Annotated in this window: 16 protein-coding genes; 4 read left to right on the forward strand and 12 right to left on the reverse strand. The window is 66.3% G+C overall.

Features of this window, described 5'->3' with window-relative positions:
• Positions 1-23: 23 nt before the first annotated feature.
• The 12 genes from EBE87_RS07365 to EBE87_RS07420 all read right to left on the reverse strand — a co-directional run bounded on the left by EBE87_RS07365 (position 24) and on the right by EBE87_RS07420 (position 12,238).
• Entirely contained in the window at positions 24-1,010 is a 987-nt protein-coding gene (locus EBE87_RS07365; RefSeq protein ID WP_120637183.1) for an ATP-grasp domain-containing protein, read from the reverse strand.
• A gap of 120 nt (positions 1,011-1,130) precedes the next feature.
• Positions 1,131-1,649 carry a cysteine dioxygenase family protein gene (locus tag EBE87_RS07370; RefSeq protein ID WP_120637184.1) on the reverse strand — a complete coding sequence of 173 codons (519 nt, stop codon included), beginning with the start codon at positions 1,647-1,649 and terminating at the stop codon, positions 1,131-1,133.
• A gap of 5 nt (positions 1,650-1,654) precedes the next feature.
• Entirely contained in the window at positions 1,655-2,302 is a 648-nt protein-coding gene (locus tag EBE87_RS07375) for a GntR family transcriptional regulator (RefSeq protein ID WP_233553091.1), read from the reverse strand.
• Between the two features lie 172 nt (positions 2,303-2,474).
• Complete coding sequence (locus tag EBE87_RS29640) at positions 2,475-3,263, reverse strand: cold-shock protein (protein ID WP_147425966.1); 789 nt, start codon at positions 3,261-3,263, stop codon at positions 2,475-2,477.
• Positions 3,264-3,446: 183 nt separating this feature from the next.
• Positions 3,447-4,241, reverse strand: coding sequence for an FAD binding domain-containing protein (locus tag EBE87_RS07385; RefSeq protein ID WP_120637187.1), 795 nt, complete (start codon positions 4,239-4,241; stop codon positions 3,447-3,449).
• 12 nt (positions 4,242-4,253) lie between these two features.
• The gene (locus EBE87_RS07390; protein ID WP_120637188.1) at positions 4,254-4,754 is read right to left on the reverse strand and encodes a (2Fe-2S)-binding protein; all 501 of its coding nucleotides are present in this window, start codon (positions 4,752-4,754) and stop codon (positions 4,254-4,256) included.
• Between the two features lie 191 nt (positions 4,755-4,945).
• Entirely contained in the window at positions 4,946-6,010 is a 1,065-nt protein-coding gene (locus EBE87_RS07395) for an ABC transporter ATP-binding protein (RefSeq protein ID WP_199707175.1), read from the reverse strand.
• Positions 6,007-6,996, reverse strand: a complete 990-nt coding sequence (locus EBE87_RS07400) for an ABC transporter ATP-binding protein (protein WP_120637189.1) — start codon at positions 6,994-6,996, stop codon at positions 6,007-6,009. The genes EBE87_RS07395 and EBE87_RS07400 overlap by 4 nt, the downstream gene beginning before the upstream one ends.
• Positions 6,997-7,001: 5 nt before the next feature.
• Entirely contained in the window at positions 7,002-7,916 is a 915-nt protein-coding gene (locus tag EBE87_RS07405; RefSeq protein ID WP_233553092.1) for an ABC transporter permease, read from the reverse strand.
• The gene (locus EBE87_RS07410) at positions 7,913-8,854 is read right to left on the reverse strand and encodes an ABC transporter permease (protein WP_120637190.1); all 942 of its coding nucleotides are present in this window, start codon (positions 8,852-8,854) and stop codon (positions 7,913-7,915) included. Before EBE87_RS07410 ends, EBE87_RS07405 begins: the two co-directional genes overlap by 4 nt.
• A gap of 10 nt (positions 8,855-8,864) precedes the next feature.
• Positions 8,865-10,466: an ABC transporter substrate-binding protein gene (locus EBE87_RS07415; RefSeq protein WP_120637215.1), complete on the reverse strand. Its 1,602-nt coding sequence runs from the start codon at positions 10,464-10,466 to the stop codon at positions 8,865-8,867.
• Positions 10,467-10,645: 179 nt separating this feature from the next.
• The gene (locus EBE87_RS07420) at positions 10,646-12,238 is read right to left on the reverse strand and encodes an ABC transporter substrate-binding protein (protein WP_120637191.1); all 1,593 of its coding nucleotides are present in this window, start codon (positions 12,236-12,238) and stop codon (positions 10,646-10,648) included.
• A gap of 176 nt (positions 12,239-12,414) precedes the next feature.
• On the opposite strand from EBE87_RS07420, the gene EBE87_RS07425 reads away from it, so the two are divergent.
• From EBE87_RS07425 to EBE87_RS07440, 4 genes are all read left to right on the forward strand, one after another.
• On the forward strand, positions 12,415-12,822 hold the full coding sequence (locus EBE87_RS07425; RefSeq protein ID WP_233553093.1) for a GtrA family protein: 408 nt from the start codon (positions 12,415-12,417) through the stop codon (positions 12,820-12,822).
• 226 nt (positions 12,823-13,048) lie between these two features.
• Positions 13,049-14,812, forward strand: a complete 1,764-nt coding sequence (locus EBE87_RS07430) for a type I secretion system permease/ATPase (RefSeq protein WP_120637193.1) — start codon at positions 13,049-13,051, stop codon at positions 14,810-14,812.
• On the forward strand, positions 14,809-16,182 hold the full coding sequence (locus tag EBE87_RS07435; RefSeq protein ID WP_120637194.1) for an HlyD family type I secretion periplasmic adaptor subunit: 1,374 nt from the start codon (positions 14,809-14,811) through the stop codon (positions 16,180-16,182). The genes EBE87_RS07430 and EBE87_RS07435 overlap by 4 nt, the downstream gene beginning before the upstream one ends.
• A gap of 18 nt (positions 16,183-16,200) precedes the next feature.
• Positions 16,201-16,497: a hypothetical protein gene (locus EBE87_RS07440; RefSeq protein ID WP_120637195.1), complete on the forward strand. Its 297-nt coding sequence runs from the start codon at positions 16,201-16,203 to the stop codon at positions 16,495-16,497.
• Positions 16,498-16,629: the final 132 nt, after the last annotated feature.

Raw genomic sequence — 16,629 nt, forward strand, 5'->3', positions numbered from 1 at the left:
CTGCCCCGGCAACTCCGCCGGCTTCAGGCCGCCAGCAATTCCTTGGCGGCCAGTTCCCTGGCCAGGAAAGCCGCCAGGGCGCCGGGGCCCGAGCGGGCGGTGCCAGCAAGGCCGGCGGCCTCCTCGGCAGCGGCATTGTAGTTGGTATTGGTGTTGACGTCGTAGACCAGCGCCCGGCCGTCCGCCGTGCGGATGAACTCGACGCCAGCGACATCAATGCCACTGCTGGACAGGAAGCCTTCCAGCCGCTCCCGCAGCGCGGGCTCCATGCTGCCCTCCGGCAGGATGGTGAAGCGCGGGGCAGCGGCGGGCGCGGGCTGGGTGCCCACCGGGCAGGCGGCATCGCCAATGGCGCAGACGTCCGCCGGGCAGAGCTCGAACCCCGCAGTGGTATCGACCTCGATCGCATAAACAAAGCGGCCGCCGACGAACTCAGCACGGGTGATCACCGGACGCGGCGCGCGGATATATTCTTGCAGCAGCCAGATGCCGTCGATCGGCGCTTCATCGTCCGGCAAGGCTGCCAGCTGGTCCGCCAAGGCCTGGGGCGAGGTGAAGAGACGCACGCCGAGGCCCTTGCCGCCCCGGTTCGGCTTCAGGATCACCGGCCCCTCGCCAAAGTGGCGGCGAGCGGTTTCGATCAGCACCTGCGGATCATCCTGCACCAGCACGGTGTGGGGCACCGAAAGGCCAGCGGCTTCCAGCGCGGCGTACTGGCGGACCTTGCTGATCTCCAGATCCAGCGCACGGGGGCCGTTCACCACCCGGCGGCCATGGCGGGTAAGCCAGGCCAGCACAGCGGCGGTCAGCTCAGCGGAATAGCGATGGCCGCGCGTGTGAGAGGACGCGCTCATCCGGTTGTAATAGACGCCTTCCGGCGGCACGGCGGAAAGGTCGAAGACGCCGCGGGACAGGTCCAGTTCCGCCCATGGCAGACGGATGCGGTCAAAGGCCTCCGCAAGAGGCGGGAGCCAGGCGGGATTCTCGTGAATCACGTAAGCCTTGGTCATGACGAATCCTTTCCACCACGGTCGGGCGCGTGGCCCCTATTAGGGCCGGTATATGCCTATGGCGCCGCGCCATTCTAGTGGGAAGGATGTGGGTTTGTTAGTTATCCACTATTTTATGTGTCAAAATACATGATTTACGTCCTGACCGAAGCGATCGAAGCGCGCGCCATAGACGTGAAAGGATATCGCCTCCTCTCCACTAAGATTCGCCAGCCGATGGATGGCGCCAGGATCGGCAGGGCCGCAGGATGTGGAGCCATGCCCACGCAAGACGACGCCGGTCTGCCGAGGCGTCACATTTCCCCCCGGAAGATCGTAGAATGCTTCCGACAACACGCCGCGATAAACGCCGAGAGCGCACCAGGTGCGGTGGGCGTGCACCGGGCTCATCTGGCCAGGCCGCCAGATCAGAGCCACCACCGCATAAGAGCCGTCCGGATCGGCATGAAGAAGATGCCGGATGTAGCTGTTGGGGCAACTCGGGCAGGAGATCCCGGCCAGCAGATCCGGATCATGGAGATGAGCCTGGATGGCGACAGCAACACGTTCAGGCCGCCCGGCCATGTCACTGAGCGCGGCCCGGTGAATATCGGCCAGCATGGAGGAAAGCCCCGCGGTACGAGGCAGAACAAAGGTCATGGCCTCTACACCGCCGTCAGGGCGTCGGGTGCCGTCAATGCTGCCAGAACCATGGCCTGGGATGCGGCCACCTGCTCCTTCATGAAGGCTGCGGCTTCAGCGGCATGGCCAAGCGCCAGTGCTTCGATCAGCGCATGATGCTCATGGGCCATTTCACCTGTGCGGTCGCGCCGCCGCAGGCCTAGGGCCAGCATGCGTGTGCTCTCGTCCAGCAGCCGGTCGATCTGCCGTGCCAAGCGGCCATTGCCGGAGAGTTCCGCTAGCGCGACATGGAAGGCCTTATTGGCATCCAGGAAGGCATGGGTGCTTTCCTCGTCATTCGGCTGGTAACCGCAGGCGCAGATGGAATCGAGGCGGCGCAGTAGCTCCGCATCCACCCGGCCGGCTGCCAGCCGCGCGGCTTCCGGCTCCAGGAGCAGCCGCATGCCAAAGACCTCATGGATGTCGCGGATGGTGACGAGCGACACCGTCCACCCACGGCGCGGCACGGCCTGCACCAAGCCTTCTTCAGCCAGCCGGGCCAAAGCTGCCCGGATCGGCGCCTTTCCAAGACCAATCTGCTGCGCCACCACAGCTTCGCTGAGCGTGGCGCCCGGCCGCATGCGGGTCGTGAGAATTTCTCGCCGCAGCAAGCCGACGGCCTGCTCCGTCAAGGAAGGCGGAACATCAACCGGCGTCATCAATGACATGCAGCTAAACTTCCACTGACATGTCACAACATTATCGAAGCGGAAGTGGCGATGCAAGGAAGCCGCCACCAACGAAAAACCCCCGGCACCTTACGGTACCGGGGGCTTTCCAAAGCCTGTCGCGGTGAGGCGAAGGTTAGTCCTTCATCACCACGGCCTGACGGCCGCGCTGCCCGTCCTTAACTTCCAGCGCCACCTTCTCACCCTGCTGCACGTCCTGCTTGCCAGCGCGCTGCAGAACGGAGGAGTGCAGGAACACGTCCTGGCCGCCATCGTCCGGAGTCACGAAGCCGAAGCCGCGCACCTGGTCGAACCACTTAACAGTGCCGTTCACCGCATAGGTCGGGCCGCTGTCGTCACGGCCGAAGTCGCGGCGCGGCGGCGGACGGTCACCGAAGGAGCGCGGCGCGCCGAAGCCGCCGCCGCCGCCACCGAAGCGGTCGCCACCACCGAAGTCACGGCGCGGCGGACGGTCGCCGAAGCCACCACCACCACCGAAGCGGTCGCCACCACCGAAGTCGCGACGCGGCGGGCGGTCGCCGAAGCCACCACCACCACCAAAGCCGCCGGGAGCACCGAAGTCGCGGCGCGGCGGGCGGTCACCGAAGTCGCGGCGGGGCGGACGGTCGCCGAAGCGGTCACCGCCGAAGTCGCGGCGCGGCGGACGGTCTCCACCACCCGGGCCCAGCTTACGCTCATGGATCTTGGTAACCAGCCGGCGCCCCTGCCGGTCGGAGCCAATCTCGCAGACCAGCTTGTCGCCAGTCTCGGGGGGCTCAATTCCCGCCTCGGTCAGGGCCGATGCGTGGAAGAACACATCCTGGCCATCCGGGCCCAGTACAAAGCCGAACCCCTTACGGCCATTGTACCACTTCACCTCGGCCTCAATCGGCCCGGTGCCACCCTGCGAATCGTTGTCCGGCAACACTGCGTCTCGTATCCGTAAAAACTACACGGCCCGACGGGATGCAGGACCGGCCCCAACATCCTTGCACCACAGGGCAACGATTGCTAGCCGAATCGGTGAAATTCACAAAGGAGTGGCTTGTTTTTCGGTGCCGCGAACAATGAGGAGGGGCCGGCAGGGCCGCCCCCTCCCCGCTCAGCCTTAACCGGCGTCGGCCAGGGCCCGCTTGGCCATCACGCCAACAAGATGCGCGCGGTATTCGGCGCTGCCGTGGATGTCGCTGTTAAGGTCGTCCGACGACTGCTTCACGCCTTCCAGCGCAGCGGCAGACCAGTTGGAAGCCAGCGCCACTTCCATATCGGCCTGCCGGAAGGCACAGGGGCCGGCGCCATTCACGCCCACCCGCACCCCGGCAGGCCCCTTGGCCACGAAGACCCCGGCCATGGAGTAGCGGCTCGCCGGGTTGCGCAGCTTGGCGTAACCAGCCTTCTCGGGAATCGGGAAGGACACGGCCACCAACAATTCGCCCGGCTCCAGCGCCGTGGTGAACATGCCCAGGAAGAATTCGTCAGCCGGGATGCGGCGGCTGTTGGTGATGAAGGTCGCGTTCAACGCCAGCGCCGCCGCCGGGTAGTCCGCCGCCGGGTCGTTATTGGCCAGGCTGCCACCGAGCGTGCCGCGATTGCGCACCTGCGTGTCGCCAATCGTGGCGGCCATGCGGGCCAGCGCCGGAATGCTTTCCGTCACCAGCGGGTTGGTGGCGACCTCGTAATGCTTGGTCATCGCACCGATCACCAGCGCATCGCCTTCCCGCTTCACGCCGCGCAGCTCGGCGATGCCGCCGAGATCCACCAGCGCGGTTGGGCGGTTCAGCCGGTGCTTCAGCGCCGGCAGCAGCGTCATGCCGCCGGAGATGGGCTTGGCATCCGGGTCCGCAGCCAGGATCTTGACCGCATCGGCCACCGAGGTGGGCTTGTGGTACTCGAAATCGTACATGCCCTGCTCTCCTTAGCCAGCCGGCGCCAGTTCGGCGCGCTTGCCATGCATCACATCGGCCGCGGCGGTGATCGCCTTGACGATGTTATGGTAGCCGGTGCAGCGGCAGATGTTGCCATCCAGGCCCTCGCGGATCTCGTGCTCGGTTAGCCCCTGGGGATTCTTCTGCACGAGGTCGATGGCGCTCATCACCATGCCCGGGGTGCAGAAACCGCATTGCAGCGCATGGTACTCGCGGAAGGCTTCCTGCATCGGGTGCAGCGTGCCATCGGCCGCAGCCAGACCCTCGATGGTGGTCACCTTCGCGCCTTCGGCCTGAACCGCCAGGATGGTGCAGGCTTTTACGCTCTCCCCATCGACATGGACCACGCAGGCCCCGCACTGGCTGGTGTCGCAGCCGACATGGGTGCCGGTCAGGCGCAGCTTCTCGCGCAGCAGCTCCACGAGCAGCGTGCGGCTTTCGACCTCGACCGTGTGATTCTGGCCGTTCACGGTCAGTGTGACCTGCGGCATTGGCGCATCCTCCGGAGGCGAAGACGCCGCGACGCGCGGCGATCGGGGATGAAGAGTCATCCGAGCCCAGGGCGCCCGTCAAGTCAGCCCAGCATGATCGCAGCGGTTCCTGGCAGAAGAAATCCGCGAATGCGATGCGTTCGCAAGTAAAGCAGTAAGAAAAGGGGCCGAAGCCCCTTCTCTGTCGTTACTCAGGCGTATTCGGCCACATTGCGCGCCAGCGGGTTCTGGCTTGCCGGTAGGTCGTGCAGGTGGCAGGCCGCCCAATGTCCCGTCACCGTCTGCTGCAGCCGCGGCTCGTCGCTCCTGCAGCGGTCGAAGGCATAGGGGCAGCGGGTATGGAACCGGCATCCGGGCGGCGGCCGGATCGGGCTCGGCACATCGCCCTTCAGGATGATGCGTTCCCGCGCCGCCCCGGGCTCCGGCACCGGCACGGCGGAAAGCAGTGCCTCGGTATAGGGATGTTTGGGCGCGGCGAAGAGGCTGCGCTTCGGCGCGATCTCGACGATCTTGCCCAGATACATCACCGCCACGCGATGCGTCATATGCTCGACGATCGCCAAGTCGTGACTGATGAAGAGCAGCGCCAGCCCGAGTTCCTTCTGCAGATCCTGCAGCAGGTTCACGATCTGCGCCTTCACCGACACGTCCAGTGCCGAAACCGCTTCGTCGCAGATGATCAGCTCAGGCTCACCTGCCAGGGCGCGCGCGATACAGATACGCTGGCGCTGGCCGCCAGAGAATTCGTGCGGGAAGCGTTCCACCGCATCGCGCGGCAGCCGCACGGTGTCCATCAGCTTGCCGAGGCGCTCATTAAGGTCGGCGGAGTTCTTCGCCAGGCCATAATTGCGGATCGGCTCCGCCAGCAGGTCGCGCACCCGCATGCGCGGGTTCAGGCTGCTGAACGGGTCCTGGAAGACCACGCCGATGCGGCGGCGGACGGGGCGCAGCTTGCCCTCGGACAGGTCGTCGATGCGCTGCCCGTCGAGGACCACCTGCCCGCCCGTGGGATTGTAGAGGCGCAGGATGGTCTTGCCGACGGTGGACTTGCCGCAGCCGGATTCACCGACGAGCGAGAGCGTCTCGCCCTTGTTGACGTTGAAGGACACGCCATCCACGGCATAGACATGGCCGGTGGTGCCGCCGAAGAAGCCCGCCTTGATGGGGAAGTGCTTCTTGAGGTCGTTGACCTCCAGCAGCGGCCGGCCGGCATTGGCCGTGAGTTGATCCACGGTTCGGCTCATGGTCTCGCTCATGCGGGCACGGCCTCCTTGGTCGCGTAGTGGCAGGCTGCCTGGTGGCGAGGCGCCTTCTCTTCCAGCGCCGGGGCGATTTCCAGGCATAGTTCGGTCTGCTGCGGGCAGCGGCTGGCGAAGACGCAGCCCTGGATCCGCTTCTTGAGGCTCGGCACCAGGCCGGGGATTTCCGCCAGCCGCGTGCTTTCACCCGTCAGCGAGGAGCCGAGCTTCGGCACCGCGCCGAGCAGCCCCTTGGTATAGGGATGCTTCGGGTTCTTGAAGAGCTCGTTGACCGGCGCTTCCTCGACCTTCCGGCCGGCGTACATAACGATCACCCGCTCCGCCACCTCGGCCACCACGCCGAGGTCGTGGGTAATGAGCACGATGGCCGCGCCCACGCGGTGCTTCAGGTCCCGCATCAGGTCCAGGATCTGCGCCTGGATGGTCACGTCGAGCGCGGTGGTCGGCTCATCGGCGATCAGCAGCTTCGGGTTGCAGGCCAGGGCGATGGCGATCATGACGCGCTGCCGCATGCCGCCGGAAAGCTGGTGCGGGTATTCCTTCACCCGCTTCTCCGGTGCCGGGATGCCGACGAGCTTCAGCATCTCCACCGCGCGCGCCTCGGCCTGCGACTTGGACAGCCCCTGGTGCAGCCGCAGTGCCTCGCCGATCTGCTGGCCGATGGACAGCACCGGGTTCAGCGATGTCATCGGCTCCTGGAAGATCATGCTGATCTCGTTGCCGCGGATGGCACGCATCTCGCGCTCGGAGAGCTTCAGCAGGTCCTTGCCATTGAAGCGGATGGCGCCGGCGATTTTGCCCGGCGGCTCCGGGATGAGCCGCAGGATCGACATGGAGGTGACGGATTTGCCGCAGCCGGACTCACCGACGATGGCAACCGTCTCACCCGCTTCCACGGAAAACGTCAGGCCATCGACGGCGCGGTTCACGCCATCGGCGGTGGCGAAATGCGTCTGCAGGTTTTCGACTTCGAGGAGTGCCATGGTGCTTACACCCGCTTCGCCATGCGCGGGTCGAGGGAATCCCGCAGGCCGTCGCCCAGGAGGTTCACCGCCAGCACGGTAATGGAAAGAAAGATGGCCGGGAAGAACACGATATACGGCTTCACCTGCCACAGGGCACGGCCCTCGGCCATGATATTGCCCCAGGACGGGATGATCGGCGGCGTGCCGGCCCCGATAAAGCTCAGGATGGCCTCGGCGATCATGGCGCTGGCGCAGATATAGGTCGCCTGCACCGTCATGGGCGCCAGGGTATTCGGCAGGATGTGCCGCCAGATGATGACCGGCGTGCGCGTGCCCGAGGCGATCGCCGCCTCGACATAAGGCTGCTCGCGCAAGCTCAGCACCACGCCACGCACGAGGCGTGAGACGCGCGGAATCTCGGCCACGGTGATGGCCAGGATGACGTTGCCGACCGAGCCACGGGTCAGCGCCATCAGCGCGATGGCCAGCAGGATGGAGGGGATCGACATCAGCCCGTCCATGACACGCATGATGATGCTGTCGGCCCAGCGAACGAAGCCGGCGACAAGACCGATGAACAGGCCGATGATCGAGGAGGCGATGGCCACGCCGAAGCCGACGGTCAGCGACACGCGGGTGCCATAAAGCACGCGGGAATAGACGTCGCGGCCCAGCATGTCCGTGCCGAACCACCAGCGCTCACCCGGCGGGCGGGTACGCATGGCCGGCGCCAGGGCGGTCGGGTCCTTGGTCCACAGGAAGGGCGCGAAGACGGCGATGGCCAGCATCACCAGCAGCAGGAACCCACCGATGGCAATGGTGGGATAGCGGTACAGGTAGCCGAGAACGCCTTTCCGCGCGCGGCGGTTCGGCAGGATGTCCGGCATCTGGGGCGCGGCGGCGGGGACCCCGCCGGGCGGGAGTGCGGTGGTGCTCAATACCGGATCCTCGGGTCGAAGAGGGTGTAGCTCAGGTCAATCACCAGATTGACCAGCACGTAAACGAAGGAGAACAGCAGGATCACGCCCTGAATGACAGGATAGTCGCGGCGCAGAATGGCATCCACTGTCAGACGGCCCAGGCCAGGAATTGCGAAGACGCTCTCCGTCACCACGGCGCCGCCGATCAGCAGCGCAACGCCGATGCCGATCACGGTGACGATCGGCACGGCAGCGTTCTTCAGCGCGTGCAGGAACAGGATGGTGCGCTGGCCGGCGCCCTTGGCACGGGCGGTGCGGATGTAATCCTGCTGCAGGATCTCCAGCATCGTCGCGCGGGTGATGCGGGCGATCAGCGCGATATAAACGCCGCCGAGCGAGATGGCCGGCAGGATCAGGTTCTGCAGCCAGGGCCAGAAGCCATTGGAAATCGGCGTATAACCCTGCACCGGCACCCAGTCGAGTTGCAGGGCAAAGATATAGGCCAGCACATAGCCGACCACGAAGACTGGGACGGAGAAGCCCAGCACAGCGAAGCTCATCACCATCCGGTCGATCCAGGAGCCGGACTTCCAGGCCGCCACGACACCCATCGGCACGGCAATGCCGATCGCCAGGATCAGCGTCACCACCATCAGGGACAGGGTCGGCTCGATCCGCTGCGCGATCATGCGCGTCACCGGCAGGTTGGTGAAGATCGACAGGCCAAGGTCGCCCTGGATGATGCGGAAGGCCCATTCACCAAAGCGAATCAGAAAGGGACGGTCCAAGCCGAGGCTGGCCCGGATCCGCTCCACATCGGCAGGCGTCGCCTGGTCGCCAGCGATCACCGCCGCCGGGTCGCCCGGCGCCAAGTATAGCAGGCTGAATACAAAGAGCGCGACAATCGCCATGACTGGAATCGTCGAAGCGATGCGTCGGATGATATAGGCAAACATGAGAATCCGATCAGGTTTTTGAGACACCCCAGAAGAACGGCGCGGGCGCTTTCACGACGCCCGAGATGTTCTTACGCCAGGCCTGGTAGGACAAGAAAAATCCCGTAGGTGCGAAGAGGCCGAAGTCCACGGCGGCCGCATTCATCTTGTCCACGGCCGCTTTCTCGCCCGCGATATCGCTGGCGGCGAACCATTCTTCTCGCGCAGCCTCGATGGCGTCGCTTTTGGGCCAGCCGAACCAGGCGGCATCACCATTGGCGCGCATCGCGGTATAGGGCGCGGGATTGATGCAGTCGGCGCCGGCGTGCCAGGTGTGGAAGATGTGCCATCCCCCCTGCCTCGGCGGCGCCTTGACGGTGCGGCGGGAGCCCACCGTGCCCCAGTCGGTCGCCACGAAATCCACATTCATGCCGATCTGCTTCAGGAGGTCGGCGCTGACATCACCGAAGGCCTTGGTGATCGGCTGATCCTGGGCCACCAGCAGCGTGACCGGCTGGCCATCGTAGCCGGCTTCGGCGAGCAGCTTCCTGGAGCCGGCGATGTCACGCCGGCCTTTCATGATCTCGCCGCCGGCCTCGGTGTAAAGAGAGGTGCCGGGCGTGAAGAAGCCGCCCATCTCCTTCCAGAGGCTCTGGTCCTCGCCGACCAGGGCACGCATGTAGTCTTCCTGGCTGAGCGCCATCATCACGGCGCGCCGCGCCCGCGGGTCGTTGAAGGGCGCGTGGAGGTGGTTCATTCGGAAGCTGCCGACATTTCCAAGCGGATCAGCGATATCCACCTCGATATTGCGGTTCCGCCTCAGGATCGGCACGAGGTCGGCGATCGGGTTCTCCCACCAGTCCACCTCGCCATTCTGCAAGGCGGCGGAAGCGGTGGCGGGGTCGGGCATCACCACCCATTCCACCCGGTCCACCAGCACCCGCTTGCCGCCGGCAAGCCAGCTCGGCGCCTCGTCGCGCGAAACGTAGCCGTCGAACTTGGCGAAGACGGCCTTGGCGCCAGGCACCCACTCTTCACGCACGAAGCGGAAGGGGCCGGAGCCGATATACTCCGTGATCTGCTGGAAGGGATCGGTCCTGGCGACCCGCTCCGGCATGATGAAGGCGCAGGGCGCGTTGTTCTTGCCCAGCGCCAGCAGCATCTTCGGATAGGGCTTCTTCAGCACCCAGCGGAAGGTGCGGTCATCGACGGCCACAAGCTCGTTTTGCAGGGCCCGGATCATCTGGCCCATCGGGTCGCGCACGGCCCAGCGCGTCAGGCTGGCAACCACGTCCCGCGCCAGGACCGGCGCATTGTCGTGGAACTTCAGCCCGGGGCGCAGCCTGAAGGTCCAGGTCAGGCCGTCATCCGAAACCTCCTCCGCCTCCACCATCTGGCGGCGCGGGACGATATCGGCATCGACGCCGTAGAGCGTGTCCCAGACCAGCAGCGAGGCGTTCCGGACCACATACTGGCTGCCCCAGATCGGGTCGAAATTGGCGAGGTTGGCCTGCGGCACGAAGCGCAGGGTCCGCGCCGCCGCGCCCTGGGCGAGCGCGGGCGCCGCCAGGTTGCCAGCCGATGCCAGAACGCTGCCGGCTAGGCCGGCCTTGAGGAAGGACCTTCGTTCCATCGTCATTCTCACCCCGTTCGTCACCGAAGCCAGGGGCCCTGCGAGATGCATGGCCGGATCAGGCAAACACCAAGCACGCGCCGTGCCACAATGCCGCCACAGGCGATCCGCAGGAGAGCTGCGGCATCCTCGATGAAGGCGCCGCCTCTCTCTGCCTCGGAAAAAGGCAAAGCTCGGGGTCAGGCCCTCTTCACGTTCCAGAACAGCGGCAGCCCCTTTGGCACGCCAACCAAGTCACGCCGGTAGGCCGTTGCCTGGAAGTACTGTCCAACAGGCAGATACGGCACATCCTGCAAAGCCTGCAGCTGGATCTGCCGCCCGATCTCCTTCTGGGCGGCAAGGTCCGGCGCCTCGAACCAGGCATTGCGCAGCTCTTCCAGCTTCGGCGCGGTCGGCCAGCCGAACCATGCGGCCTGCCCGTGCCCGCGCAGCGCCTGCTGCACCCCCGGGTTCACCATGTCCAGGCCCGCCCAGAAGGTGAAGAACATGCTCCACCCGCCCTTCTCCACCGGCTCCCGACTGGCGCGCCGCTGCACCACCGAGCCCCAGTCGGTGGACACGAACTCGACGTTCATGCCGCATTTCTGCAGCATGTCGTTGCCCACCTGCGCCAGGGCGTTCAGCGACGGGAAGTCCGAGGCGGCGATCAGCACCACCTTCTCGCCCTTGTAGCCGGCGGCGGCGAGGTCGCGCTTCACCTTGTCAAAGTCGCGCGGGCTGGTCAGCACTTCCATGCCGGCGTTGCTGGCCAAGGGCGTCTCCGGCGGGAAGACGCCGACACCCTCGCGCCACAGCGTGCGGTCGGTGCCGATCACCGACGTCATGAAGTCTTCCTGGCTGACCGCCCCCAGCAGGGCGCGGCGGATCGCCGGGTTGTTGAAGGGCGGGTGCAGGTGGTTGAAGCGCGCCATGCCGACCAAGCCGGTTGGGTCCGGGATTTCCAGCACGATGTCGCGGGAGCGGCGCAGCACTGGCTGCAAGTCGCCAGTCGGCTGTTCCCACCAGTCCATCTCGCCATTCTGCAGGGAAGCGGCGGCGGTGGCGGCATCCGGCATCACATGCCATTCGACGCGGTCGAAATGCACGTGCTTCGGGCCAGCAGTCCAGCTCGGGCTACCCTCGGTGCGGGGCACATAGTCGGCGAACTTCTCGTAGACCACCAGGCTGCCGGGCACCCGCTGGTCCTGCCGGAAGCGGAAGGGGCCGGAGCCGACGACCTCCTTTACGGCAGTCGCCGGATCAGTCTGGGCCAGGCGCTCCGGCATGATGAAGCAGACGGGAGTGGCGGGCTTGGCCAGCGCCTCGAACAGCAGGGGGAACGGCCGCTTCAGGCGGAAGACAATGGTCTTGTCATCGGCGGCCGAGAGGTCATCCAGCACCGAGAACAGCACCTGCCCCAGTGCGTCCCGGGCCGCCCAGCGGCGGATGGAGGCCACGGCATCGCTGGCCCGGACCGGTTCTCCGTCATGGAACTTCATGCCGGGGCGCAGCGTCATGGTGACGCGCTTGCCGCCTTCCTCCACCACATGGCCCTCGACCATCTGGGGCTGCGGCTTGAAGTTCTCGTCCATGCCGTAGAGCGTGTCCCACACCATATAGGCATGGTTCCGGCTGACATAGGCCGTGGTGATGATGGGGTCGACGACGGCCAGATCTGCCTGGGCGATGAACTTCAGCGTCCGGGCATTGGAGCGCTGAGCCACGGCGAAGCGCGGGAAGGCAGAGCCCATGGCGGCACCCGCGGCGCCGGCAAACAACTGGCGTCTGAGCATTCGTCTAGCTTCTCCCACCCATGCGATTCTTGCGGGACGGAGGGAAGCCGAGCCCTGCACCGGACGCAAGGGGTAATCGGTCGCCCACCTCTTGGCAGACTCGGTTGGCAGGCCTATGCGGCGGCATGTCACTGCCATCCCAGCCCGGCCTCCTCGGGCCTCGGCGCCTTGCCCTGGTGGGTGAATTGCTGCGCTTCGGCGTGGTCGGGACGCTCGGCTTCCTGATCGACACCGCGATGCTTTATGCCGCCCTCTCGCTTGGTGCCGGGCTCTATCTTGGCCGGGTGTTGTCCTATGTTACGGCAGCCTCGGCCAACTGGGCGCTCAACCGCGCCTGGACCTTCCGGCAGGCGGACCGCAGCCACCGGGGCCGGCAGTGGACCATGTTCCTGCTGGTTAACCTGCTGGGCTTCGTCATCAATTACGGAACTTACTTGCTGTTGATCACCCTCTGGCCAGTAGCAGCCAGGTATCCGGTGCTAGCAGTCGCGGCAGGAGCGGTAGCAGGACTTGGCGGTAATTTCCTGCTCAGCCGCCGCTTTGTTTTCCAGAAGCGTTGCAGTGACAGCATCACAGGGAAGTGAGAGTAAATCAATTTAAAGGGTGCAACTCCGCACCCGCGAGACTACAACGGCGCCGCTCAGAAACTTTTAAGCTGCGGCCTAACTGGATAGACAATAGAGCCTTAGCGATATCTTGGCTATTAAGGCTCATGACCTTCTTTCTGGTGAGGCGCACGGAGTTCCCGGCTGCATGTTTCTCTCCCGCCGTCATTCCGACCTTCACCGAGGCTGAGAGCACCCGAACCGCATGAATATCTCACCTCGTATGCCCGGTGCCGAGATCGACCCCGGCAACCTCCTGTCCCGTGCCGTTTCAGCCTGTCGCCGTGAGTTTGTGGCCGTCGGCCTGTTCAGCGGCGTGGTGAACCTGCTGCAGCTGACCGTCTCGCTGTACATGATGCAGGTCTTTGATCGGGTGCTGGCCACCCGCAGCATGGACACGCTGCTCTTCCTGACCGTCATCGCCTTCGGGGCCATCCTGCTCCTGGCGGTTCTGGAGGCCGTGCGTGGGCAGGTGATGCAGCGCGTCGCGGCCTGGATCGAGTCGCGCGTGGCGCCCGAGGGCTTCGAGCGCGCGCTGGAAGCCCAGCTCCGCGGCCGCCCCTATCGGATGGAGGCGCTGCGGGACCTCGCGGTCTGCCGCTCCTGGCTCGGCTCTCCCGGCGCCCTGGCCGTCTATGACGTGCCCTGGGTGCCGATCTATCTCGGCGCGATCTTCCTGCTGCACCCCATCATGGGCTGCATCGCCCTGGGCGGCGCGGTGCTGCTCTTCGCGCTGACCCTGCTGAACGAATTCACCACCTCTGCCCTGCTGCGGCAGGCCAGCACCGCCAGCATGGCGGCGCAGCGCCGGTCCGACGCCATCGCCCGCAATGCCGAGGTGATCGACAGCATGGGCATGGGCCCGGCCGTGATGCAGCACTGGCGCGACAGCACGGCCCAGGTCACCGCGCCGCAGCAGAAGGCGGCTGACCGGGCCGCCGTGCTGCTCTCGGCCACCAAGTTCTTCCGCCTCGCCGTGCAGCTCGCCGTGCTCGGCATCGGCGCCTATCTGGTGCTGCAACAGGAGCTGACCTCGGGCGCCTCCATCGCCGGCTCCATCATCATGGGCCGCGCGCTGGCGCCGGTGGAGCAACTGATCGGCGGCTGGAAGGGGCTGGTGCAAAGCCGCCAGGCCCTGAAGCGGCTGAAGGTCTTCCTGTCCATGCCGCGCATCCGCCCGCCGGGCCTGGCGCTGCCGGAGCCCGCCGGCCGCGTGGCCGCCGAGCGCGTGACCTATGCCGCGCCGGGCCAGCCGATGGCCATCATCAAGGGTGTCTCCTTCACGCTGGAGCCGGGTGAGAGCCTCGCCATCATTGGCCCTTCCGCCGCCGGCAAGACGACCCTGATCCGCCTGCTGATAGGCACGCTTGGGCCGACCACCGGCAACGTGCGGCTGGATGGCGCCGATGTCTTCACCTGGAAGCGCGAGGATTTCGGCCGCCACATCGGCTACCTGCCGCAGGACGTGGAGCTGTTCGACGGCACCGTTTTCCAGAACATCGCCCGCATGGCCGATGCCGACCCGGAGGCGGTGTTCGCCGCCGCCCGGCTGGCCGGCTGCCATGAGATGATCCTGCGCCTGCCGCAGGGCTATGACACCCAGATCGGCGAAGGCGGCCAGCACCTCTCCGGCGGCCAGCGGCAGCTGGTCGGGCTGGCGCGCGCCATGTTCGGCAGCCCGAAGCTGGTGGTGCTGGACGAGCCCAACTCCAACCTCGATGGCGATGCCGAGGCGGCATTGCAGCGCGGCGTGGAGGCACTGAAGGAACGCGGCGCCACCGTGGTGCTGGTTTCGCACCGCCCGGCCCTGGTGCAGGGCGTGGATAAGGTCCTGTTGCTGAAGGACGGTGCCGTCGAGATGTTCGGCCCCCGTGCCGAGGTGCTGCGCCGCCTGATGCCGCCGCCCCGCCCTGCCACCGCCGCAACCCCACAGGCCGCAGGCCGTCTGGCTCCGGGAGGCGCCGCATGAGCATCACCACCACACCCGGCGCGCAGCCCCCGGCCCTGCCCGGCCGTGGCGGCCTGCCCCCGCTTTCTCCGGGCCAACTTGAGAACAGCCGTCCACGCACGTCGGGTGCCGTGTGGCTGGGCATCGTGGCCATCGTCGTCTTCTTCGGCGGCTTCATCGGCTGGTCGGTGCTGGCGCCGCTGGCGGAGGCCGCCATCGCCCCCGGGCAGATCCGCAGCGAGGGTAACCGCCGGACCATCCAGCATCTGGAAGGCGGCATCATCAGCGAAATCCTGGCGCATGACGGCGACAAGGTGAAGGCCGGCCAGGTGCTGATGCGCCTGAGCGACGCGCAGTCGGCCGCCAACCTGGAGATGCTGGTGGGCCAGCGCTGGGCGCTGCTGGCGCAGTTCGCCCGGCTGCAGGCCGAGCACCAGGGCGCCAGCGAGATCACCTTCCCGCCCGAGCTGCTCGCCGCCAGCGATGCGCGGGCACTGGAAGCCATGACCGGCCAGCGCACGCTCTTCGCGGCGCGGCAGGCCAGCCTGACCAGCCAGATCCAGGTGCTGGATGCGCGGATCGCCCAGCACGAGGCCACGGCCGTCTCCGCCCAGGCGCAGATCGGCAGCCAGAAGCGGCAGCTGGACCTGATCAAGCGGGAGGAGACGGATGTCCGGACCCTGGTCGCCCAGGGCCTGGAGCGGATGCCGCGCCTGCTGGCGCTGCAGCGCAACGCCGCCTCGCTGGAGGGCAATCTGCAGGACCTGATCGGCCAGACCGAGCGCGCCGCCGCCTCGGCCGCGGAAGCCCGCAGCCAGATGCAGCAGGTGCGTGACCAGCGGCTGGCAGAGGTTTCCACCGAGGCGCGTGAAGTGCGCGTCCGGTTGAACGAGGCCGAGGAGAAGCTGCGCGCCGCCCAGGACGTGGTGACCCGCCGCGACATCGTGGCGCCGGACGACGGCACCATCATCGCCAGCCGCTTCTTCAACCTTGGCGCCGTGGTCCGGGCCGGGGAGCCGGTGATGGAACTGGTGCCGAGCCACGACCGGCTGGTGGCGGAGGTTCAGCTCTCGCCCACGGATATCGACGTGGTCTATCCCGGCCTGCATGCCGAGATCCGGCTGCCGGCCTTCAAGCAGCGGCTGGTGCCTTTCCTGCATGGCCGTGTCACCTATGTGGCCAGCGACGTGACGATCGATGAACGCACCCGCGCCAGCCATTACCGCGTGCAGGTGACGGTGGACGAGGACCAGCTATCGCGCTTGAAGGATGTGGAGCTTCGTGCTGGCATGCCGGTAGAAGCCCAGATCCAGACCGGCAGCCGTAGCTTCTTCCGCTACATCGCCCAGCCGGTGCTCGACAGCTTCCACCGCGCCTTCCGCGAACAGTAACCAGCCCAAGGAGATCCAATGCCTGATCAACCGACTGTCTTCGCCGATGGCATCCTCGATGCGAGCGTAAACTTCGGCGTGGCGCGGCTGACGCTGGCGCAAACCAAGGCAGACGGCTCTCCGGCTCCCTGTGGGCAGTTGGTGATCCCGGTGGTACAGCTTCCGGCCTTCACCAATGGGCTGCTGACCCTGTTGAAGCAGATTGACGCCAAGGTGAAGCAGTCGCAGGCGCAGCAGCCCGGCAACGCGGCAGCGGCTGCGCCGCTTGGTGAAGCGGAAACGATACCCGGTGCCTTCCGCTTCTCGGGAAGCTGAGGTTCTTGAGAAAGGGCGGTGGCAAGCATAGCCACCGCCCTTTTTTTTCAGGCGGCTGAACTTTGATCCCAAAGATCCGGCACCTTCTCCCGCTGCTGTTGGCCGCGTCTCTGCTCGCGGCGCCGGCCCTGG

This window comes from Teichococcus wenyumeiae, assembly GCF_003696345.1.
Lineage (GTDB): Bacteria > Pseudomonadota > Alphaproteobacteria > Acetobacterales > Acetobacteraceae > Pseudoroseomonas > Pseudoroseomonas wenyumeiae.